We start from the raw sequence: 19,676 nt of genomic DNA, 5'->3' as shown, positions 1-19,676 counted from the left end.
GCCCCGATGAAACGTCTTCCGCCCTTGCCCGCGTTGCATACTTTCTGGGTCACGGCCCAGTGCTGCAACTTCACTCGTGCCGCCGAGCAGCTGCACATTACCCAGGGGGCGGTGAGCCGGCAGATCGCCGGGTTGGAACGCCAGTTGGGCTATGCCTTGTTCCTGCGCCAGGCGCGGGGCTTGAGCTTGACCGAGGAAGGCCGCGAGTGGGCGTTACGGGCGCAGCAGGTGTTCGGCTTGATCAACGAGGCGGTGGAGCAGATCGGCGGGCGCCGCGAGGTCCTGCAACTCAAGGCGCCCACCTGCGTCATACGCTGGCTGCTGCCGCGCGTGTTGCAATGGCAGAAGGAGCGCCCGGATGTGCCGGTGGAACTCACCACCACCGTGGCCTTTACCGTAGACTTTCGCCGCGAACGATTCGACGCGGCGGTGATCTACGCACCCATCGCCGAGCAGGCCGCCGAGGCACGGCATTTGTTCGACGAACAACTGACCCCGGTGTGCGCGCCGGCGTTGCTGGCAGGCTTGCACACGCCGGCTGATCTGCAGCAACAAGTGCTGTTGCATCCCACGCGGGACGAGCGGGATTGGGCGTTGTGGTTGAAGGCGGCGGGTACGCACTTGAGTCACCTGAACCAGGGGCCTCATTTCGAAACCCTGGACTTGGCGATGACGGTGGCGTCACAGGGAAATGGCGTGGCGATCGGTGATCGTGCGTTGATTGGCGAGGACTTGAAGGCCGGACGCCTGGCGATGCCGTTTGAGTTGCGGGTGCCGACGGGGATGGGCTATTACTTGGTGTATCCGCCGGGGAAAGTGCCTTCTGCCGGGTTGTTGGCCCTGATGGACTGGCTAGTGAGCCAGGCACAGCAGTCACAGCACTGAAGATTCAAATGTGGGAGGGGGCTTGCCCCCGATGGGCATGGGTATCTACACAACTCTGACATGCGACCGTCAGTAACCACGATGCGAAGCGAGCCGCTCTTGATCTTGCTCTGCTTTTGGTCTCAGGCCCCCCAAATCCCTGTCGGATTACGGGCACACCGAGCCTGGGCGAGGTGCCGAGTGGTGGGGCAAGAGCGCTGGTTACTTTCGCGCTTTTCGAAAGTGACCCGCCATAAGGGCGGAACCAATAGCGGTCGTCACCTAAACAATGGATATGTACTCGATCCAACCGAACATCCTGGTCGGCTGTGAGGCCGCCATCGGGGGCAAGCCCCCTCCCACAGGGGCCGGCGGCGTACCAGAAGTTGTGTAGATACCCATGCCCCGATAGCGGTGTGTCAGTCACAAATAATCTGCCTGATCCACTGCTATCGGGGGCAAGCCCCCTCCCACATTTTTTACCGCGTGGTGTCAGTAGCCAACGGTGAAGCGCTGACGCGAGTGTCTAGGTGTTTCAACCTCATCAATCATGGCGATGGCGTAGTCGGCAAAGCTGATCGAGCTGTTACCGTCACTGCTCACCAGCAGATCATCCTGGCCCAGACGGAACTTACCGGTGCGCTCGGTTCCATCGAACAGAGCAGAAGGCGACAGGAACGTCCAATCCAACTCTTTTTCCTGACGCAACGTTTCCAGGAATTCAGCCCCGGCACTGGCTTCGGCCTTGTACTCTGCCGGGAAGCCCGGGCTGTCGATCACCCGGCTGCCGTCCGGTAGCAGCAGCGAACCCGCACCGCCCACCACCAGCAAGCGCTTGACCCCGGCCTTTTTCACCGGGCCGATCACGGCGCTGGCGGGCAAGGTGGCAAAGTGTGCGGCGCTGATCACCACGTCGCTGCCGCTGATGGCGTGTTGCAGGGCGTCGGCGTCCAGGGCATCGACCTGCTTGACCGTGACGCCTGGGCGTACACCCAGCTTGTCGGTGTTGCGGGCGATGGCGGTGACGCTATGCCCACGGCGCAGCGCTTCTTCCAGCAGTTGGCTGCCGGCACGGCCGGTGGCCCCAATGATTGCGATCTTGCTCATGACGTTCTCCAACAGGGTTAAGGGTTTAAACCAATCACCACTTCATTTCGCCCTTGGCGACTTTGGCGCTCAGTTCCAGCGAGCTTTCGTCGGCGAGGGTGGGGTAACGCTGTTTCATGGCCGCGATCAAGGCGGCAGCATCCTTGGCCTCGGCGGTCTCGATGTCGAAGGCCTTGATGTAGTCAGCAGTGAATTTCACCGAAGCCAAGGAGGGCGTGCCCAGGTAATGGCCCGGAATCACCGTCTGCGGCTTCAGGTCTTCAATACGTTTGAGGGTTGCCAACCAGTCTTTATGGGATTGCGCGCCCTGGGTATCGGCCATCCACAGGTGGATGTTTTCTGCGACCACCACGCCACCGACCACGGCCTTGATCGACGGAATCCACACAAAGCTGCGATCCGGCTGCGGGCCGTCGAGGCCGATCACCTCAAGCTGTTGCCCTTCAAGGGTCAGGCTGTGGCCTTGCAGTGCCTGCGGCACGATGGTCTTGGCGGGTTTGTCGGCGCCCATTTTCGGGCCCCAGAATTCCAGCTTGCCGGCGACGGTGGCGTTGATATGGTCGACCACCGGTTGCGGCGCCAGCACCTTGGCGTCGGGGAATGCGCTGGTGAGCGTGTCGAGGCCGAAGTAGTAGTCCGGGTCGCCATGGCTGATGTAGATGGTGGTCAAGTGCTTGCCGCTGGCGCGGATCTTTTGCACCAGTTGCTCGGCTTGGCCCTTGCCGAATTGCGCATCCACCAGGATCGCGTCTTTGGCGCCGCTGACCAGCACCGAGCTGACCGGGAAGATCGCGGCTTCGCCGGGGTTGTAGACGTCGAGTTTCAGCTCTGCGGCGGCGGCGTGAGCGGCGAAGGCCAGGGCGGCAGTGGCCAGGGTCAAGCGTTTGAACATCGAGAACATCGGGCAGCTCCTGCCATGGATAAGGGATGTACAGAGCTTAGTTGCATAAAACATCACAAAAAATGCGATGCTGGAACATAGTTTGTTTCTGAAATCGGGCAAATCATGGATCGTCTTCAAGCAATGCGCGTGTTTGTCACCGTGGTGGACCTGGGCAGCCAGTCTGCCGCCGCCGATCATCTGGACCTGTCGCGCCCGGTAGTGTCGCGCTACCTGGCCGAACTGGAGGACTGGGTCGGCGCGCGGCTGCTGCACCGCACCACGCGCAAGCTCAGCCTCACCGCCGCCGGCAGTGAAACCCTGCCGCGCTGTCGGCAATTGCTGGAACTGTGTGGTGATATGCAGGCCGCCGTCAGCGAGCCCGATGACGCGCCCCGAGGCTTGCTGCGCCTGAGTGTGAGCACCTCGTTCGGCCAGGCGCAGTTGGGCGCGGCCATTGCCGAGTACGTCAAACGCTACCCGTTGGTGACGGTTGATCTGCAGATGCTCGACCGCACGGTGAACCTGGTGGATGAGCGCATTGACCTGGCGATCCGCACCAGCAATGACCTGGACCCGAACCTGATCGCCCGACGCTTGACCGTATGCCGCTCGGTGGTCTGCGCCACACCGGCCTATCTGCGCGAGCATCCAGCCCCGCAGAAAGTCGAAGACCTGGCCCGGCACAATTGCCTGACCCACTCTTATTTCGGCAAGAGCCTTTGGCATTTCGAAGAACAGGGCGAACACGTGTCGGTGCCGGTGCAGGGCAATATCACGGCCAACGAGGCCAGCACGTTATTGCGTATCACCCTGGCCGGGGCAGGGGTGGCGATGCTCCCCAGTTATCAGGCCGGTGACTTGATCCGCAGTGGTGAACTGGTGCGCTTGCTGCCAGAAGCTGAGCCGCGGCAGATGAACATCTACGCGGTGTATGCCTCGCGCAAGCACATGCCTTCAGCGCTGCGCAGCCTGCTGGATTTCCTGGTGCTGCGGTTTCCCGAGGCGCCCGCATGGGACATCGGGCTCTGAGACGCTATAAGCGCGCTGAATGGCAGCCAATCATGGCAACTTGCCCTAGCTGACCTATGCTTTAAACAGCACCCTGTAGATCGGGTCCGGAGGTCAGTGCCATGAGTATTAAAACCCGCAAATACCTGACGATTTTCTCCCTCTGCGCATTGGCGACGGCGCTGTATGGCACTGCCGCCTATCGCGTCGAGCAAACGCGCATGCAACCGGCGGCGTTCGCCATCAGCTGCCATCAGGGCCAATGCGTGCCGCGCACCGGCAGTTTCAGTGCACTCAGGTAAGCTGCTCGGCCTTTAACTGCTCGCGAAAGGCCTTGGGTGAAAACCCGACTCGGCGGCGAAACAGCCGCGAGAAGTTGGTCGGGTCGGAAAAACCCAGCACCTCGGACATCTCATTGATGGTCATGCTGGTGTAGGTCAACAAACGCTTGGCTTCCAGCAACTGGCGGTCATGCATGATCTGCAGCGCCGGTTGCCCGCCCAACTCCCGACACGTCCCATTCAAGTGTGAGACCGAGATGCCCAGCTTGTGGGCCAAGTCTTCAATCTTGGGGTGCTCGCGGTAATGCTGCTCGACCAGTTGGGTGAAGCGGCGAAAATACTCACGACCCCGCGGCGCCCGGGGATGGCGGCGCTGGATCGCCTGGCGGCTGACCCACACCAGCAGCACGCTCACCAAGGCATGCAGCATCATGTCCCGGGCCGGTTGATCATCGGCGTATTCGTCCTGCAAACGGGCAAAGAGGTTGTTCAAATAGTCGCTGTCCTTGCCCGCCGGGTAACTGCCAAGGGTTTGCAAACCATCGATGGTGTCGCCCAGTTGCGCCTGCAAGTGGCTGACCAGCGGCGCCGAGAGGGTCACGACGTAACCTTGCACCTCTTCGGAAAAACGAAAGCCATGCACACAGAGCGGCGGCAGCACTTGCAGGCTCGACTCGTTGAGGGTGGTGCGCTGGCCTTCGATTTCCAGTTGTGCCTGGCCTTTGTGCACATACAGCAACTGGCACAGGTCCGCGTGCCGGTGGGGCTGGATTTCCCACTGGTATTCCCGACTGCGCCGGGAAATGGTTTCGCAGTGCAACAAATCGGGCGTCGGCCACTGCTGGCTTTCCCCGTAAAGCTTGAAGACCGGAATCGCGGTTTTGGTCATGGTTTCAATCCGATACTCAGGATAGTGGTTCGGTAATCGCCCCGATTGGCGAAAAGTGCAGGCTTTGAGGCAGTTTTCACCTTCTTATGCTGCTCACTCAAGTGAAAAATGTCAGCCACAAGTCCACTGACAACTCTTTCACTCGATCCGTTCGAATGAAGGGTGAAGGCGATAAAAATAATGAAAACCCTGAAAACCCAAGTCGCCATTATCGGTGCCGGTCCGTCTGGATTGCTGCTCGGCCAACTGCTGCATAACGCTGGCATTCAAACCCTTGTCCTAGAGCGTCAGAGCGCCGAGTACGTGCAAGGTCGCATCCGTGCCGGCGTGTTGGAACAAGGCATGGTCGACCTGCTGCGCGAGGCAGGCGTCAGCCAACGCATGGACACCGAAGGGCTGGTACACGACGGCTTTGACATAGCGCTCAATGGCCGACTCATCCCTATCGACCTAAAGACCTTGACCTGCGGCCAGTCGGTGATGATCTACGGCCAGACCGAAGTCACCCGCGACCTGATGGCTGCTCGTGCAGCCGCCGGCGCCGCCACCCTGTACGAAGCGTCCAATGTGCAGCCCCATGACCTCAAGGGTGAGCAGCCCTGGCTGACGTTCGAGCATGAAGGCCAAGCCTGGCGCCTGGAGTGTGACTACATTGCCGGTTGCGATGGCTTCCATGGCGTTGCCCGCCAGTCGATTCCGGCCGATGCGTTGAAGGTGTTCGAACGGGTCTACCCCTTCGGTTGGCTGGGCGTGCTCGCCGACACGCCGCCGGTACACGCCGAGCTGGTGTACGCCAAACACGCACGAGGATTTGCCTTGTGCAGCATGCGCTCACCGACACGCAGCCGTTATTACCTGCAAGTGCCGCAGGACGAGGTCGTGGAGCAATGGTCGGATGCACGTTTCTGGAATGAGCTCAAAGCGCGGCTGCCCAGCGCATTGGCGGAGCAGTTGGTCACCGGCCCGTCGCTTGAAAAGAGCATCGCGCCGCTGCGCAGCTTCGTGGTGGAGCCCATGCAATACGGGCGCCTGTTCCTGCTCGGCGATGCCGCGCATATCGTCCCGCCCACCGGCGCCAAGGGCCTGAACCTGGCGGCCAGCGATGTGAGCACCTTGTTCCGGATCCTGCTCAAGGTGTATCGCGAAGGGCGCCTGGACTTGCTGGAAAAATACTCGGCAGTCTGCCTGCGCCGGGTGTGGAAAGCCGAGCGGTTTTCCTGGTGGATGACCTCGATGCTGCATCAGTTTCCCCAGGCGGACGCTTTCAGCCAGCGCATTGCCGAAAGCGAACTGGACTATTTCATCCACTCCGACGCCGGGCGCAAAACCATCGCAGAAAATTACGTCGGGCTTGCTTACGAGCCTATCGAATAGCCTGCTATCGTATCGAGCATTCCTGCGGGCGACCTTTTCCTGCGGGCCTTGCTCGAAGGTTCTGCCGTGACTCACCTCAATCAGCCCGCTCCAACCGTTCCCGCCGTGCGCAGTATCCTTGCTGCGTTGATGATGGCGATCTTCCTTGGTGCCCTGGACCAGACCATTGTCGCGGTGTCCATGCCAGCCATTTCCGCGCAGTTCCACGACGTCAACCTGTTGGCCTGGGTGATCTCCGGCTACATGGTGGCGATGACCGTCGCAGTGCCAATCTACGGCAAACTCGGCGACCTGTATGGGCGCCGGCCGATGATGCTGATCGGCATGGGCGTGTTCACCCTGGCGTCGCTGTTCTGCGGCATGGCGCAGAGCATGGAACAATTGGTGCTGGCGCGGATTCTCCAGGGCATCGGTGCCGGCGGGATGATCTCGGTCAGCCAGGCAATCATCGGCGACATCATCCCCCCACGCGAACGCGGCCGTTACCAGGGCTACTTCAGCAGCATGTACGCGGTAGCCAGTGTGGCCGGGCCGGTGCTGGGCGGCTATATGACCGAGTACCTGTCGTGGCGCTGGGTGTTTTTGATCAACCTGCCCCTGGGCGCAGGCGCGTGGTACGTGGCCCATCGCACCCTGGTGGGGCTGCCGGTGCCGCAGCGCAAGCCGATCATTGATTATCTCGGCACGGTGCTGATGATCATCGGCCTCACCGCCTTGTTGCTGGGTATCACTGAAATCGGCCAGGGCCATCATTGGCGTGACGCTCAAGTGCTGGGGTTGCTGGCCTGCGCGCTGCTGGCGTTGAGCGTATTTGTGTGGCACGAACGCCGCGCCCTTGAGCCATTGCTGCCCATGCATCTGTTCGCCAACCGCAGCGCGGTGTTGTGCTGGTGCACGATTTTTATCACCAGCTTCCAGGCGATTTCCCTGAGCGTGCTGACGCCCCTGCGTTACCAGACCGTGACCGGTTCCGGTGCCGACAGCGCGGCCCTGCACCTGCTGCCACTGGCGATGGGTTTGCCGATGGGGGCGTATTTCGCCGGGCGCATGACCTCGGTGACCGGCCGCTATAAACCCATGATCCTCAGTGGCGCATTGTTGAGCCCCTTGGCCATCCTCGGCATGGCCTACAGCGCACCCCAGGCGGTGGTGATCACCGCCGTATTCATGTTGCTGTGCGGGATCGCTGCGGGCATGCAGTTCCCCACCTCATTGGTAGGCACGCAGAATTCAGTGGAACAACGGGACATCGGCGTCGCCACCAGCACCACCAACCTGTTCCGCTCCCTGGGCGGGGCCGTCGGGGTGGCGTGCATGTCGGCGTTGCTGCTGGCGCTGTTGCACGATTCCAGTTTTGCCCACTTGGCCAGCGGCGCGCTGGTGGCCGAAGGCAGCTCCGGCAACGTCTTGCTCGACGGCCTTAAGGCCGCCCCAGGCCCAGCCCAGGATGCGTTGCGTGGGGAGTTGGCGGTGACGTTCCGGCATTTGCTGATGGTGAGTGCGGCGGTGTCGTTGTTCGGGTTGGCGGCGGCGATAGCGATGCCGAACCGGGTGCTGCGCGGTCGTGAAGACAAAGCCCGCTAGGTCCAAATGAATGTAGGAGATCAAAATGTGGGAGGAGCAAGCCCCCTCCCACATTTTTATTGCATTCCAAGCCAGGTCAGGGGCTGTAGTAACCCACCGCCACCATGAAGTGCCCGGTCTTGCGCACATAAGCGTGCTTGTTCTCGACCTTGCCGGTCACCGGGTTCTTCCAGCGGTACTTGTATTCCCCCTGGTCCTGCTCGGCCATCAGCTTGAGGATCGGCTCACCCACCGGCTTGCCGTCCGGGTCCTTGATCTTGCCGAAGTCGGTATTGACCAGGCGCAGGTTGGTGCCGTGGGCCACATAACGATGGGTATCCAGGTCGACCACAAATACATACAGGTCATCCTGCAGGAAACCGCCCTGCAAGGAGTTGATCGCCTTGAGTGTACCGGTTTCGTCCTTCACCAGCGCATTCACCGCCTTGTTGCGCAGCGCTCGCGCCTGTTCCGGCGTGGCCCGGGGCAGGTAATAGCCCACCGCGAGGATGCGTTCGCCCACCCGCTGATAAAACACGTGCTTGTGTTCGACCTTGCCGTCATTCCAGTTCTGCCAACGATAGTCAGCCTGTTGGATGCCCTGGCCTTCGGGCACCTTGAGCGTGTCCTTGAATGACTGACGCAAATCTGGCCCGAGTACCTCGGACACGTCGCGACCGATCAAGGCAGAGGAGGGGCCGCCACTGGCGAGCAACACGCCCTGGGTATCGACCACAAATACATAGCGGTCCTGGTCGATGAATTCGCCTTGACGGCTGAAGGCGGCAAAGGCCTTGTCGCCTTGCTGGTGGTAGTACGCCAAGGCTTTTTCCAGCAGGGCCTTGGCGGCCTGGGCGTCCGCTTCCTGAGCCGGGTCGGCATGCACCTGGCTGCAACACAACAGCAGCAGCCAGGTGAATCGAAGCAGTGTGTTCATTTACCCGTCCCTCGTTCTTGTTGATGTGCCAAGAGCGTAGACGGTTGCCGGGAAATCAGAAGGGTTTGGTCGGCAGGTATTTGCCGTCCAGGGTGATGACCGCACGGGAACCGCCGTCCGGGTCTTCGACTTTCTTGATATCCAGCTTGAAATTGATGGCGCTGATGATGCCGTCGCCAAACTGTTCATGCACCAAGGCTTTTAGGGTAGAGCCGTAGACCTGCAGCATTTCGTAGAAACGGTACATGGTCGGATCGGTCGGCACGCCGCCTGGGAAACTGCCGCGCAGGGGCACGCTTTGCAGCAGGCGGCTGGCGTCTTGGTCGAGGTCGAGTTTGTCGCACACAATGTCGGCGGCGTCCTTGGGCAACGGATGCTGGCCGAGCAGGGCGGCCGTGACGAAGGCCAGGCTCAGGCCGGTGCCGTCGGTGAGGTCCTGCCAGGACAGGTTCTTGCGCGCCTTGAGGTCGATAATGGTGTCGGCCAGGGCCAGGCGTGGGGTTTGGGCGAATTGGGATTGCAACATGGTGACGTCCTCTTGGTTTAAGTCAGGTTCAGGCGGCGTGGGCACAGGTGGCTGGATGGTCGAGCAGGGAGACGAAGCGCCCGGTGCGCCCGTCCAAAGCGTCAATGCCGCCGGTTTCGATGTCGTAGACCCAGCCATGCAGGTTCATCCGGCTTTGTTCCAGGGCCAGGGCGACGCTGGGGTGAGTCTTGAGATTAGCCAATTGGGCGACTACGTTTTCGCGCACCAATGCATCCAGGCGTGCAGCGTCCGAGACGTGCTGGCGTGAAGCGTTGATCACCTTGGCCGACTCGGCATGGCGCAACCAGTTGGCCACGGCCGGCAGGTGGTCCAGGCATGTACAGGTGGAAATCGCGGTCATTGCGCCGCAGTCCGAATGCCCGCAAATCACAATGTCGCTGACCCCGAGTACCGCCACGGCATATTCGACCGTGGCCGACACGCCGCCCGGCTCCGGCCCGTAGGACGGCACTATATTGCCGGCATTGCGGATGACGAACAGATCGCCGGGTTCCTGTTGGGTCAAAAGCTCCGGGACTACGCGGCTGTCAGAGCAGGACACAAACAAGGTGCCTGGGTTTTGCGTGGTCGCCAGGTGTTTGAACAGGTCGCTGCGCTGGGTAAAGGCTTCACCCTGGAATTTGCGAAAGCCGTCGATGAGATGCTGCATGGTGGTTCTCCTTGCGTCGCTGATGGGGCAAGGATGGAAGTTTTCAGCTATAGCGTCCAAGACCGGTTTATTATGCTTTCTATAAGTTATGCCTATAGTTGGAGTGTTGTCGATGCTGTTGCGCCATATCCGTTATTTGCTGGCCGTCGCCGAGCACCGTAATTTCACCCGCGCCGCCGAAGCGTTGCATGTGTCGCAGCCGACCTTGTCGCAGCAGATCAAGCAACTTGAAGAAAGCCTGGGTGCGCCGCTGCTTGACCGCTCCGGGCGCAGCATCAGCTTGACCGATGCAGGGCAGGCCTATGTGCGTTTTGCGCGGCTGGCGTTGCAGGACCTGCAGGCCGGCACCCGCGCCATTCACGATGTGCAAGACCTTAGCCGCGGGCATTTGCGCCTGGCGATGACGCCGACCTTTACCGCCTACCTGATCGGCCCGCTGCTGGCGCGGTTCAACCGGCTGTATCCGGGCATTACTTTGAGCATCGAAGAACTGACCCAGGACCGCATCGAAGCCGCCCTGGGCGAGGATCTGCTGGATATCGGCATCGGATTTACCGGCGAGCATGGGCCGGACATCGAGTGTGAGGCGGTGTTTGTCGAAGAACTGAGTGTGGTCGTGGGTGCCACTCATCCCCAACTGAACCGCCTGGACTGGCTCGAGCAGCCGCTGGTGCTACTCAATACGGGGTTCGCCACCCGCCGCTACATCGATGATTACTGCCGTCAGCAAGGGGTTAAACCGTGCATCGCCATGGAGGCCAACTCCATCAGTGCCATTATCGAGATCGTGCTCAGCACGCCGCTGGCAACCATCCTGCCGCGAGCACTGGCCCAGGCGCAGGCAGGCTTGCATGACGTGGCCGTCGACCCACCGCTGCCGCGGCGTACTGCCGCGCTTTTGAGCCGCAAAGGCGCCTACCGCAGCGCCGCGTGCAGGGCGTTCGTTGAGTTGATAATGGCGCCAAGTGGCGGGGCAAGCGCGATTGCCCTGGTGTAAGACAACCAAAATGTGGGAGGGGGCTTGCTCCCGATAGCGGTGTGTCAGTCAAAAATATTCTGACTGATCCACCGCAATCGGGAGCAAGCCCCCTCCCACACTTTGACCGCGGTGTACCGGTTGGGTCGCCATCAAGGCGCGGCCAGCCACTGGCTGACAATGCCCGCATACGCGCCAGTCGCCACACTCAGATGCAACCACTGATCCACATAACTCTTCCAGGCCACATCATCCCGAGGCAGCAGGAAGGCTTTTTCACTGTATTGCATTGGCTGCTCCGGGTTGACCGCACACAAACCAGGCTTGAGCTTCTGCTGGTAGCGCGCCTCGCTGGCGTCGGTGATCATCACGTCGGCCTTGCCTGCCAGCAATTGGTCAAAAATCGTCACATTGTCATGCAGGCGAATCTGCGTTTTGGCCAGGTGGGCGCGGGCAAACACTTCGTTAGTGCCGCCTGCCGGCTCGATCACTCGCACCTGGGGCTGATTGATCTGTTCGACTGTCTGGTAGCGCTGCACGTCGGCGCAGCGCACCAGCGGGATCTTGCCGTCGACTCCGAGGGACTGGCTGAAGAAGGCCTTTTTCTGGCGCTCCAGCGACACGGAAATACCGCCCACGGCGATGTCGCAACGTTGGGCAAGGAAGTCCGGCATCAGGGTTTTCCAGGTCGTAGGCACCCAGTTGACCTTGGCGTTGAGGCTCTTGGCCAGGGATTCGGCCATGGCAATGTCAATGCCTTCATAGCGGCCGTCGGTACGCAACGAGGTGTAGGGCTTGTAGTCGCCGGTGGTGCAGACGGTGAGGGTGCCGCGCTGAAGTACTTCATCCAGGCGCGAGGCGGCGGTGTCGGCCTGGGCGGTGCTTGCCAGGGTCGCCAGTACACAGAGGGCTAGAGGCACTTTCATGGGAGTCGAATCCTTGGAGGCCATGCGGGGGGGCGGCCATTATTTCCAGCAGAGCGCCAAGGTAGCAAGGGGCGGCGAATGTTTGGCCGCATTGCAACAAAACGTTATAGAACCTGGATCTAACTCGCGATCAACGCGTGCTAAGGTGCCGGGCATCTACCTCAATGTGATTTGCGCATGGACGGTTCTTCCCCTCATCCCGTGACATTGCCCGTGCCCGGCCGGGCCGATATTGAGGCGCTACCCTCCGAACTGGCCTTTTGGGCCTTGTTTCACTGCCGACACGCACGCCCACCCGATACCTTTTTCCTACGTTGATCTACCCCCATGGATGACGCGCTCCTGTGCGCATCTGCCTGACCCAAACGTATGAGAAGCCCCCATGAGTGTTTTTGCCAGCCTGCACGAAGCCCAGGCGTTCCTTGAACAGAACCCGGACATCGAGCTGTTCGAGCTGTTTATCCTCGACAACAACGGCGTACCACGCGGCAAGCTGCTGCACCGCGACGAGCTGCTGGCGGTGTACGAAACCGGCCGGCCACTGCCCAGCACCATCCTCGGCTTGACCATCAATGGCGACGACGTAGATGACTCCGGGCTGGTATGGGACGTGGGCGATATCGACTGTCGCGCCTACCCAGTCAGCGGCAGTCTGCAGCGCATGCCCTGGCGCTTGATCCCAACCGCTGCGGTGCAAGTCAGCATGCACCCCACCGAAGGCTTACCCGCCACCGTCGCCGACCCCCGGCACTTGCTGGCCAAGGTCATCGATGCGCTCAAGGCCGACGGTTATTACCCAGTGATGGCCGCGGAACTGGAGTTCTACCTGCTCGACCAGAAGCCCGACAGCAACGGTCGCCCGCAACCGGCGCGGGACTCGGACGGCAAGCGTCCACGTTCGACCCAGGTCTACGGCCTGCGCGAACTGGAGCAGATCGAGCCGTTTCTCGCCGACCTCTATAGCGCCTGCAAACTGCAAGGTATCCCGGCGCGCACGGCCATCTCCGAATACGCTCCGGGCCAGGTTGAAATCACCCTCGAGCATCGCACTGACGCATTGCAGGCGATGGACGAGGCGGTGCGCTACAAACGCCTGGTCAAGGGCGTGGCCCACAAGCACGGGATGACGGCGTGTTTCATGGCCAAGCCATTCGATGACCTGGCCGGCACCGGCATGCATATGCATGTCAGCCTGGCCGATGCCCAGGGCCATAACCTGTTCGCCAGCGAGGCGGCTGATGGCACGCCGCTGTTGCGCCAGGCGGTGGGCGGCATGCTCGACACCTTGCTTGATTCGTTGCTGATGTTCTGCCCTAACGCCAACTCTTATCGGCGCTTCCAGACCAACAGCTACGCGCCCCTGGCCGCCACCTGGGGCGTGGACAACCGCACCGTCAGCCTGCGCGTGCCCGGCGGCCCGGCCCATTCCCGGCATATCGAGCATCGCATTTGCGGGGCTGACGCCAATCCTTACCTGGCGGCCGCTGCGATTCTTGCCGGCATCCACCGCGGCATCCGCGAACAGCGCGACCCCGGTGCCCCGGTGGAAGGCAACGGCTACGCCCAGGCCAAGGAGTTGCTGCCTACCGATTGGCTGACCACCCTGCGCGCCCTTGAGGGGTCAAGTTGGGCACGGGATGCGTTCGGCAGTGAATTTCTCGGCGTCTATCTGGCGGTTAAACGCGAGGAATACCGCCAGTTCATGGGCGAGGTGGGTGAGCAGGATTGGCGTTGGTACCTGCACCAGGCGTGACCGATTCACGGTAGTGAGGCTTTCGACCTTTTTTTCACGTTGCGGTGGTTAAGCTGCGGATCAAGGTCGTTCACTACCGTTCTATCCACATGAGCCCGCGATGTCGCCACAACCTCCATCCTCCATTGAGATCGAATTCGCTGAGCGCTGTGGCCGTGAGCACGCCAGGGTCTGCGGTGACCCGCGCCCACCCCGGCTGCTGCAGCGCCTGGCGGCGTGGCGGGATACGCGGCTGGTACGCCATGCATTGAAGGTGGCCGGCGAGCCGGGGCTTATCCTTGACCTGGCGTGTGGTTCGGGGCGTTTCTGGCCGGTGTTGGCTGAGCACGTCAACCGGGTGATTCTGGCCTCGGACCACTCCCAGGCCATGCTCGATCATGCTCGTACCCATCATCCTGGGGCGCTACTCAAGCGCGTCAAGACATTCCAGGGCTCGGCGTTTTCCATTGGCCTATCGGCGAATGCGGTGGACTGTATTTTCTGCCTGGAATTGTTTCGTCATGTGCCCGGCAGCGATGGGCGATTAATGTTGTTACGCGAGTTTCACCGCGTCAGCCGCGATACGGTCATTGTCGCGGTGAGCGTAGGAACACCGGTGGAAGACGAGTTTCGTCAGGCAGGCTTCAAGATTCTGAATTATCAGGAGTTCCTCCCGGGCTCCAGGCTGTGGTGCGTCTACGTTCTGCGTAAGAGAGGATAACTTCCATTCGTCGGACTATTCTTCATCTCCTGTCGGAGTTTTCATGATGCTGTGTGCACAGCGGATGCTCGCAAGTCCCTTTAGCGATATATACTGCGCGCCATTCTTCAAGGGAGAGCCGTGTGGCCATCGATATTCACTGGATCTGCGACAACGATAGCCTCGGCCAGCATTGCGCCGAATGGCAGCAGTTGCCATTCGTCGCCCTCGACACCGAATTCATGCGGGTCGACACCTTTTATCCTATTGCCGGGCTGATCCAGATCGGTGATGGCATCCGCGCTTACCTGATCGATCCGCTGACCATCGATAATTGGCAACCCTTGGCCGCCTTGCTGGAAAACTCAGGCGTGATCAAGGTGGTGCACGCCTGCAGCGAAGACCTGGAAGTGCTGCTACGCCTGACCGGCAGCCTGCCGGTGCCGTTGTTCGACACCCAGTTGGCGGCGGCTTATCTCAATCTTGGTTTCTCCATGGGCTACTCACGCCTGGTACAAGCCGTGCTGGACATCGAGCTGCCCAAGGGCGAAACCCGCTCCGACTGGCTGCAGCGCCCATTGTCCGAGACGCAGGTCAGCTACGCCGCCGAAGACGCGGTGCACCTGGCCGAGGTGTATATCCGCCTGCGCCCGCAGCTATCGGATGACAAGTACGCCTGGGTACTGGAAGACGGTGCCGAACTGGTGGCCAACCTGCGTCGTGAGATCGACCCCTACGAGGTCTACCGCGATGCCAAGCTGGCATGGAAACTCTCCCGTGCCCAACTCGCCGTGCTGCGTGAGCTATGCGCCTGGCGCGAGCAGCAAGCCCGTGCCCGCGACCTGCCGCGCAACCGTATCATTCGCGAACACTCGTTGTGGCCGCTGGCCAAATCCCAGCCGGATAACCTGGCGGCGCTGGGCAAGATCGAAGACATGCACCCGCGCACCGTGCGCCAGGACGGCCAGTTCCTGCTGGACCTGATCAAGCGAGCCGGCAGCGTGCCGATGGACCAATGGCCTCCCGCCGTCGCCGAGCCTTTGCCGGTGGACGCAGCCACGCTGATCAAGCAACTGCGCGCCCTGGGCCAGACGTTCGCCGAACGCCTGGACATGGCGCCGGAACTGATGCTGCGCAAGAAAACCCTCGAAGCCCTGGTTAAAAGCGGCTACCCCGATGGGCCTTATCAATTGCCAGACTCGCTGCGTGGCTGGCGTCGCGAGCTGATGGGCCAAGCGCTGCTCGACAGCCTGGCCACTGCCGGAGAACAGCCTTGAAACGTATTTGCTCCATCTATCGCAGCAAGAAAAAAGACGGCATGTACCTCTATGTGCTCAAAAGCGACGCTTTGGAACGCGTGCCAGAACCCTTGATGGAAGCTTTCGGCAAGGCGCACCACGCCTTCGACATGGTGCTGACGCCGGAGCGCAAGCTGTCCCGCGAAGACATCACGGTGGTGCTGGAAAACCTCGACAAGCAGGGTTACCACCTGCAAATGCCGCCGGCCGAGGATGAGTACATCGAGCACTTGCCCGAAGAGCTGCTGCGCCGCAACGACCCGATGTGATCGATCAGTGCCCGCATCAGGGCACAGGCTTTAATGGAATCGTATTAGAGGACGGTGGCCGTAAGGATGCGGGCGGCCGTCTGCACTGTTTTTGAAAGGTTTGAACCATGCGTGTTCTGATTGCTGAACAGGATCACCCGCTCTACGCCCAATTGCTCAAGGAAGCGGCCCCAGACCTTGAAGTGCTGACCAGCGGCGATTCTGCCGAACTCTCGCGGCTGGCCGCCGATTGCCCGGTATGGCTGGGCCAGCCCGATCTGCTGGCGACCCTGTTGCGCCAGGGCCATCACCCGCAGTGGCTGCAATCGACCTGGGCCGGTATTACGCCGCTGCTGGCCGATGGCTTGCCCCGCGACTATCGCCTGACCCGTGCGGTGGGGATTTATGGCCAGGTCATGGCCGAGTTCGTCCTCACCTACATGCTGGGCCACGAGCGCGAAGTGCTGGCGCGCCTGGTCAGCCAGGTCGAGCGCAAGTGGGACAACCGCATGGGCCAGAGCCTGGCGGGGCGCAAGGTGCTGATTGTCGGCACCGGCGATATTGGCCAGAGCGTCGCCGATTTCCTCGTGCCGTTTGGCGTCACGCTGTATGGCATCGCCAGTACGGCGCGGGAACAGGCACCGTTTATCGAAGTGGCCGGGCTCGACCAGTTGGGCCGCTTGGTGGGAGAGGTCGATTACGTGATCAACCTGCTGCCCAATACGCCCGAAACCCATGACCTGTACGACTGCGCACTGTTCAAGCAATTCAAGTCCACTGCGCTGTTTATCAACGTCGGGCGCGGCGTGGCGGTGGTGGATGCCGATCTGGTTGAAGCCCTGAAAGAAGGGCACCTGGCCGGCGCGGTGATCGACGTGTGCCGTCAGGAGCCGCTGCCGCAGCGCCACCCGTTTTGGACAGCGTGGGGTCTGCTGTTGACCGGGCACAGCTCGGCACCGACCTCGCCGTCGATGATGGTGGCGTTGTTTGTGCAAAACGTGCGCGCCTACCAGGCCAAGCAAGTGCTGCGCGGGGAAGTGGACTTCGACCGGGGCTACTGATCCTTGGCCATGCATCAATCTAAAATGTGGGAGGGGGCTTGCTCCCGATAGCAGTATGTCTGTCAGCACATTTCTAACTGACCCACCGCTATCGGGAGCAAGCCCCCTCCCACATTGGAGTTGCACTAGGCTTACAGGCTGAAGTCGCCCTCAGACACCAGTTCAGTCAACGGCTTGCGCGGGCTCGGCGCTTCACGGCCCTGCAGATACTCCGGCAAGCTCGACTTGTCACCCAGCTTGCCCACGGCCACGGCCGCATGCAACGCGTACCCTTGTGGGATCTTCAGCTCCTTGCGGGTCAGCTCCTGATCGAAACCGGCCATGCCATGGGTATGCCAGCCGCTTAGGCTGGCTTGCAGCGCCAGATGGCCCCAGGCCGAGCCAGTGTCGAAGGTGTGCCATAGCGCCGGGGTTTCTTCGGTGGCACCTGGTGCCATGAAGTCGGTTTTCGAGGCGATGATCACCAGGGCCGACGCGTGCTGCGCCCAGTTGCGGTTGAATTCATTCAGCAGGCCCAGGAAACGCTCCCAGTCCGGGGTGTCCCGACGCGCATAGAGAAACCGCCACGGCTGCGAGTTGTAGGCCGACGGTGCCCAGCGTGCGGCTTCGAAGAAACTCAGCAGGGTCTCTTTCGGGATGCTTTCCCCGGTAAAGGCGCGGGGCGACCAGCGTTCAGTGAATTGGGTGTGGATCGGGTAATCGGCAACGCGTGTCATGGGCTGTTCCTGATCGTCAATTCGGTGCTCAAAACTACTGCGGGCTCAGTAGTCTGACAAGTGTTGCTACACCGTCAGTCGTAAGCGCTTGGCCCCAGCGGGCTTGGGCACTAGACTGGCGGCCTTTTCAGCTTCCGATACTGATGTAGAGCCATGGCCGCCAAAGTCGAACCTTTCTGGATACGCAAAACCCTTGAGCAGCTCGATCAGCAGGAGTGGGAGTCATTGTGCGATGGCTGTGGCCTGTGCTGCCTGCAAAAGCTTGAAGATGAAGACGACAACAGCGTCTATTACACGCGTATCGCCTGCAAGCTGCTCGACCTGAAAACCTGCCAGTGCACCGATTACCCCAACCGCCGCGCATCGGTGCCGGACTGTATCCAGCTCACCCCGGGCCAGGCCGACCAATTCAAATGGTTGCCCCCGACCTGTGGCTACCGCTTGGTCAGCGAGCGCAAGGATCTGCCGCTCTGGCACCATCTGGTCTGCGGCGACCGTGACGCGGTGCACCACGAACGCATTTCCCAGTCCGGGCGCATGCTCAGCGAAGGCAGCGTGCCCGAGGACGACTGGGAGGACTACCTGATCTTCCGCGCAGGCTGAACAAAGGAGTGTGTATGAAGGTGGCAGCCAAGTTAGCCGCGGGCCTGGTATTACTGGCGCTGAGCGGGCCGGGCTGGTGCGCGAAGAAAGTCGACCTGGACTATCACGTCAAGCTGCTGCCCCAAAGCGATCAGGCGCAGGTGCGCGTCAGCCTGTCTCAAGGCTCGGCGGTGCGTAGCCTGGACTTCGACTTGGGCCGCGAGGGCGACTACAGCGACTTCAAGGCCGACGGCCAATGGCAGGTCACGGGCAGCCGTGGCCTGTGGCAACCCAGCGCCGACAAAGCCAGCCTGACCTACAAAGTGCGCCTGAGCCATACGCGCAAGCCGGGCATCTATGACACACGGGTCACGCCGGGTTGGGCGTTACTGCGCGGTGAAGACCTGGTGCCGGCTGCGCGTCTCGATCAGCAAGATGGCATTGAGTTGGTCTCGCGCCTGGCGTTCGAGTTGCCCACGGGCTGGAAGAGTGTCGAAACCGCCTGGCCGCGCATTGGCAAGCATAAATTCCGTATCGATAACGTGTCCCGCCTGTTCGACCGGCCCACCGGCTGGATGCTCGCCGGTAACCTCGGCAGCCGCCGCCTGCGCCTGGGCGAAACCGAAATCACCGTGGCCTCGCCCAAAGGGCAGGGCATGCGCCGTATGGACGTGCTGACCTTGTTGACGTTCGTCTGGCCCCAGGTGGAAGCCGCATTCCCGCGCCATCCCGGCAAATTGTTGATCGTGGGCGCCAGTGACCCGATGCGCCGTGGCGCCTATTCATTGCGCGATTCGATCTACCTCAACAGCCGTGCCCCGTTGGTCAGCGAAACCGGCAGCAGCCCTTTGCTGCGCGAAGTGGTGCAGGCTATCGGACGCTTTAACGACCATGACAGCAGTGACTGGATCAGTGAAGGGTTGGGGGAGTATTACGCGGTTGAATTGATGAGGCGTGCCGGAGGCATCACCGATGAGCGTTATGCGGCGATCCAGGCGCGGCTGGCCAAAGAGAGCAAGGCGGTCACTACCCTGAGGGGCGAGCAGATCGGCAGCGCTGGTGTAGCGCGGGCAGTGCTGGTGTTGCAGGACCTCGACCGGGAGATTCGTGTCAAAACCCACAACAAGCGGTCCCTGGATGATCTGGCGCAGGCAGTGATGCGGGTGAACAGCATTGATACCAAGGAGTTTGTGCAACTGGCTGAAAGTGTAATCGGCGAGTCTTCGGTGGTTCTGGACAGCAAACTATTGCGCTGATTCCAAGCCCTGTGCAATTCAAAATGTCGGAGGGGGCAAGCCCCCTCCCACATTTGGATCTCCAGCATGTCCAATACTC

General features: G+C 61.3%; 21 protein-coding genes. 13 read left to right on the top strand and 8 right to left on the bottom strand.

Annotated features, from left to right (window positions below; all coding sequences use genetic code 11):
- The first annotated feature begins 6 nt into the window (after positions 1–6).
- Positions 7–885, top strand: a complete 879-nt coding sequence (locus NMB39_RS21345; RefSeq protein ID WP_494340100.1) for a LysR substrate-binding domain-containing protein — start codon at positions 7–9, stop codon at positions 883–885.
- A gap of 471 nt (positions 886–1,356) precedes the next feature.
- Here the strand turns inward: NMB39_RS21345 and NMB39_RS21340 are convergent, their stop codons facing one another.
- Positions 1,357–1,971 (bottom strand): NAD(P)-dependent oxidoreductase, encoded by a 615-nt coding sequence (locus NMB39_RS21340; RefSeq protein WP_043046459.1) that lies wholly within the window; start codon positions 1,969–1,971, stop codon positions 1,357–1,359.
- A gap of 34 nt (positions 1,972–2,005) precedes the next feature.
- Positions 2,006–2,872 carry an MBL fold metallo-hydrolase gene (locus NMB39_RS21335; protein WP_494340101.1) on the bottom strand — a complete coding sequence of 289 codons (867 nt, stop codon included), beginning with the start codon at positions 2,870–2,872 and terminating at the stop codon, positions 2,006–2,008.
- Positions 2,873–2,977: 105 nt separating this feature from the next.
- Between NMB39_RS21335 and NMB39_RS21330 the strand changes: the two genes are divergently transcribed.
- Positions 2,978–3,883 carry a LysR family transcriptional regulator gene (locus tag NMB39_RS21330; RefSeq protein WP_057022054.1) on the top strand — a complete coding sequence of 302 codons (906 nt, stop codon included), beginning with the start codon at positions 2,978–2,980 and terminating at the stop codon, positions 3,881–3,883.
- 101 nt (positions 3,884–3,984) lie between these two features.
- Positions 3,985–4,164, top strand: a complete 180-nt coding sequence (locus tag NMB39_RS21325; RefSeq protein ID WP_046071450.1) for a hypothetical protein — start codon at positions 3,985–3,987, stop codon at positions 4,162–4,164.
- Here NMB39_RS21325 and NMB39_RS21320 read toward each other — a convergent pair.
- The gene (locus tag NMB39_RS21320; protein WP_057022055.1) at positions 4,157–5,032 is read right to left on the bottom strand and encodes a helix-turn-helix domain-containing protein; all 876 of its coding nucleotides are present in this window, start codon (positions 5,030–5,032) and stop codon (positions 4,157–4,159) included. The genes NMB39_RS21325 and NMB39_RS21320 overlap by 8 nt on opposite strands.
- A gap of 189 nt (positions 5,033–5,221) precedes the next feature.
- Here NMB39_RS21320 and pobA point away from each other — a divergent pair, with 189 nt between their 5' ends.
- Both pobA and NMB39_RS21310 read left to right on the top strand, forming a co-directional pair.
- Entirely contained in the window at positions 5,222–6,406 is a 1,185-nt protein-coding gene (gene pobA, locus NMB39_RS21315; RefSeq protein ID WP_370881252.1) for a 4-hydroxybenzoate 3-monooxygenase, read from the top strand.
- A 66-nt stretch (positions 6,407–6,472) separates the two neighbouring features.
- Positions 6,473–7,990 (top strand): MDR family MFS transporter, encoded by a 1,518-nt coding sequence (locus NMB39_RS21310; RefSeq protein ID WP_494340102.1) that lies wholly within the window; start codon positions 6,473–6,475, stop codon positions 7,988–7,990.
- Positions 7,991–8,066: 76 nt separating this feature from the next.
- Here NMB39_RS21310 and NMB39_RS21305 read toward each other — a convergent pair whose 3' ends face one another.
- Genes NMB39_RS21305 through NMB39_RS21295 form a run of 3 tightly spaced genes read right to left on the bottom strand, consistent with a single transcriptional unit; the run spans position 8,067 to position 10,102 of the window.
- Positions 8,067–8,906, bottom strand: coding sequence for a cache domain-containing protein (locus NMB39_RS21305; protein ID WP_464006188.1), 840 nt, complete (start codon positions 8,904–8,906; stop codon positions 8,067–8,069).
- Between the two features lie 55 nt (positions 8,907–8,961).
- Entirely contained in the window at positions 8,962–9,432 is a 471-nt protein-coding gene (gene cynS / locus NMB39_RS21300; RefSeq protein ID WP_057022058.1) for a cyanase, read from the bottom strand.
- A gap of 28 nt (positions 9,433–9,460) precedes the next feature.
- Positions 9,461–10,102, bottom strand: coding sequence for a carbonic anhydrase (locus NMB39_RS21295; protein WP_306957381.1), 642 nt, complete (start codon positions 10,100–10,102; stop codon positions 9,461–9,463).
- A gap of 112 nt (positions 10,103–10,214) precedes the next feature.
- Between NMB39_RS21295 and cynR the strand changes: the two genes are divergently transcribed.
- Positions 10,215–11,099, top strand: a complete 885-nt coding sequence (gene cynR / locus NMB39_RS21290; protein ID WP_306957382.1) for a transcriptional regulator CynR — start codon at positions 10,215–10,217, stop codon at positions 11,097–11,099.
- A 131-nt stretch (positions 11,100–11,230) separates the two neighbouring features.
- Here the strand turns inward: cynR and NMB39_RS21285 are convergent, their stop codons facing one another.
- Positions 11,231–12,004: a transporter substrate-binding domain-containing protein gene (locus NMB39_RS21285; RefSeq protein WP_057022061.1), complete on the bottom strand. Its 774-nt coding sequence runs from the start codon at positions 12,002–12,004 to the stop codon at positions 11,231–11,233.
- 382 nt (positions 12,005–12,386) lie between these two features.
- Between NMB39_RS21285 and NMB39_RS21280 the strand changes: the two genes are divergently transcribed.
- The 5 genes from NMB39_RS21280 (at position 12,387) to NMB39_RS21260 (ending at position 17,043) form a co-directional block, all read left to right on the top strand.
- A complete protein-coding gene (locus NMB39_RS21280) occupies positions 12,387–13,757 on the top strand; it encodes a glutamine synthetase family protein (RefSeq protein ID WP_494340103.1) in 1,371 nt (456 codons plus the stop codon).
- A 100-nt stretch (positions 13,758–13,857) separates the two neighbouring features.
- Positions 13,858–14,457 (top strand): class I SAM-dependent methyltransferase, encoded by a 600-nt coding sequence (locus tag NMB39_RS21275; RefSeq protein ID WP_057022063.1) that lies wholly within the window; start codon positions 13,858–13,860, stop codon positions 14,455–14,457.
- 122 nt (positions 14,458–14,579) lie between these two features.
- Positions 14,580–15,713 carry a ribonuclease D gene (rnd, locus tag NMB39_RS21270; RefSeq protein ID WP_056847325.1) on the top strand — a complete coding sequence of 378 codons (1,134 nt, stop codon included), beginning with the start codon at positions 14,580–14,582 and terminating at the stop codon, positions 15,711–15,713.
- Entirely contained in the window at positions 15,710–16,003 is a 294-nt protein-coding gene (locus NMB39_RS21265; protein ID WP_014717482.1) for a YcgL domain-containing protein, read from the top strand. The genes rnd and NMB39_RS21265 overlap by 4 nt, the downstream gene beginning before the upstream one ends.
- Before the next feature lie 107 nt (positions 16,004–16,110).
- A complete protein-coding gene (locus NMB39_RS21260; protein WP_306957384.1) occupies positions 16,111–17,043 on the top strand; it encodes a D-2-hydroxyacid dehydrogenase in 933 nt (310 codons plus the stop codon).
- Between the two features lie 131 nt (positions 17,044–17,174).
- Here NMB39_RS21260 and NMB39_RS21255 read toward each other — a convergent pair whose 3' ends face one another.
- Positions 17,175–17,759 carry a nitroreductase family protein gene (locus NMB39_RS21255; RefSeq protein ID WP_056847323.1) on the bottom strand — a complete coding sequence of 195 codons (585 nt, stop codon included), beginning with the start codon at positions 17,757–17,759 and terminating at the stop codon, positions 17,175–17,177.
- 153 nt (positions 17,760–17,912) lie between these two features.
- Here NMB39_RS21255 and NMB39_RS21250 point away from each other — a divergent pair, with 153 nt between their 5' ends.
- Entirely contained in the window at positions 17,913–18,362 is a 450-nt protein-coding gene (locus NMB39_RS21250; RefSeq protein ID WP_057022064.1) for a YcgN family cysteine cluster protein, read from the top strand.
- A 14-nt stretch (positions 18,363–18,376) separates the two neighbouring features.
- Complete coding sequence (locus tag NMB39_RS21245; RefSeq protein ID WP_494340104.1) at positions 18,377–19,597, top strand: hypothetical protein; 1,221 nt, start codon at positions 18,377–18,379, stop codon at positions 19,595–19,597.
- Positions 19,598–19,676: the final 79 nt, after the last annotated feature.

The organism is Pseudomonas sp. FBCC-B545 (assembly GCF_059134095.1).
This window is presented reverse-complemented; position numbering and strand designations above follow the sequence as displayed.

What these genes read in the sequence shown, in the direction of transcription:
- NMB39_RS21245 (WP_494340104.1), top strand. Translation starts at nt 18,377, where the DNA reads ATGAAGGTGGCAGCCAAGTTAGCCGCGGGCCTGGTATTACTGGCGCTG.
- NMB39_RS21255 (WP_056847323.1), bottom strand. Translation starts at nt 17,759, where the DNA reads ATGACACGCGTTGCCGATTACCCGATCCACACCCAATTCACTGAACGC.
- NMB39_RS21275 (WP_057022063.1), top strand. Translation starts at nt 13,858, where the DNA reads ATGTCGCCACAACCTCCATCCTCCATTGAGATCGAATTCGCTGAGCGC.
- cynS (WP_057022058.1), bottom strand. Translation starts at nt 9,432, where the DNA reads ATGTTGCAATCCCAATTCGCCCAAACCCCACGCCTGGCCCTGGCCGAC.
- NMB39_RS21335 (WP_494340101.1), bottom strand. Translation starts at nt 2,872, where the DNA reads ATGTTCTCGATGTTCAAACGCTTGACCCTGGCCACTGCCGCCCTGGCC.
- NMB39_RS21325 (WP_046071450.1), top strand. Translation starts at nt 3,985, where the DNA reads ATGAGTATTAAAACCCGCAAATACCTGACGATTTTCTCCCTCTGCGCA.
- NMB39_RS21305 (WP_464006188.1), bottom strand. Translation starts at nt 8,906, where the DNA reads ATGAACACACTGCTTCGATTCACCTGGCTGCTGCTGTTGTGTTGCAGC.
- NMB39_RS21250 (WP_057022064.1), top strand. Translation starts at nt 17,913, where the DNA reads ATGGCCGCCAAAGTCGAACCTTTCTGGATACGCAAAACCCTTGAGCAG.
- NMB39_RS21285 (WP_057022061.1), bottom strand. Translation starts at nt 12,004, where the DNA reads ATGAAAGTGCCTCTAGCCCTCTGTGTACTGGCGACCCTGGCAAGCACC.
- NMB39_RS21295 (WP_306957381.1), bottom strand. Translation starts at nt 10,102, where the DNA reads ATGCAGCATCTCATCGACGGCTTTCGCAAATTCCAGGGTGAAGCCTTT.
- NMB39_RS21260 (WP_306957384.1), top strand. Translation starts at nt 16,111, where the DNA reads ATGCGTGTTCTGATTGCTGAACAGGATCACCCGCTCTACGCCCAATTG.
- NMB39_RS21320 (WP_057022055.1), bottom strand. Translation starts at nt 5,032, where the DNA reads ATGACCAAAACCGCGATTCCGGTCTTCAAGCTTTACGGGGAAAGCCAG.
- NMB39_RS21330 (WP_057022054.1), top strand. Translation starts at nt 2,978, where the DNA reads ATGGATCGTCTTCAAGCAATGCGCGTGTTTGTCACCGTGGTGGACCTG.
- NMB39_RS21345 (WP_494340100.1), top strand. Translation starts at nt 7, where the DNA reads ATGAAACGTCTTCCGCCCTTGCCCGCGTTGCATACTTTCTGGGTCACG.
- NMB39_RS21280 (WP_494340103.1), top strand. Translation starts at nt 12,387, where the DNA reads ATGAGTGTTTTTGCCAGCCTGCACGAAGCCCAGGCGTTCCTTGAACAG.
- cynR (WP_306957382.1), top strand. Translation starts at nt 10,215, where the DNA reads ATGCTGTTGCGCCATATCCGTTATTTGCTGGCCGTCGCCGAGCACCGT.
- NMB39_RS21340 (WP_043046459.1), bottom strand. Translation starts at nt 1,971, where the DNA reads ATGAGCAAGATCGCAATCATTGGGGCCACCGGCCGTGCCGGCAGCCAA.